The organism is Burkholderia sp. SIMBA_062, assembly GCF_046534765.1.
Lineage (GTDB): Bacteria > Pseudomonadota > Gammaproteobacteria > Burkholderiales > Burkholderiaceae > Burkholderia > Burkholderia ambifaria.
This window is the reverse complement of sequence record NZ_JAWRYD010000121.1, coordinates 1-437: the sequence shown is the minus strand read 5'-3', so window position 1 is coordinate 437 and position 437 is coordinate 1. Positions and strand designations below refer to the sequence as shown.

General features: G+C 52.4%; 1 rRNA gene. It reads right to left on the bottom strand.

The window, feature by feature from the left end:
• Positions 1–437: ribosomal RNA gene (locus SB786_RS35665) — 16S ribosomal RNA — on the bottom strand; the annotation flags it as partial.

Below are 437 nucleotides of genomic sequence, written 5' to 3'. Positions count from 1 at the left end.
CCTGTTTGCTCCCCACGCTTTCGCACCTCAGTGTCAGTATCAGTCCAGGTGGTCGCCTTCGCCACTGGTGTTCCTTCCTATATCTACGCATTTCACCGCTACACAGGAAATTCCACCACCCTCTACCGTACTCTAGCTTGCCAGTTTTGGATGCAGTTCCCAGGTTGAGCCCGGGGCTTTCACATCCAACTTAACAAACCACCTACGCGCGCTTTACGCCCAGTAATTCCGATTAACGCTTGCACCCTCTGTATTACCGCGGCTGCTGGCACAGAGTTAGCCGGTGCTTATTCTGCAGCTAATGTCATCGTCTCCGGGTATTAACCGAAGAGTCTTCTTCACTGCTTAAAGTGCTTTACAACCAAAAGGCCTTCTTCACACACGCGGCATGGCTGGATCAGGGTTTCCCCCATTGTCCAATATTCCCCACTGCTGCC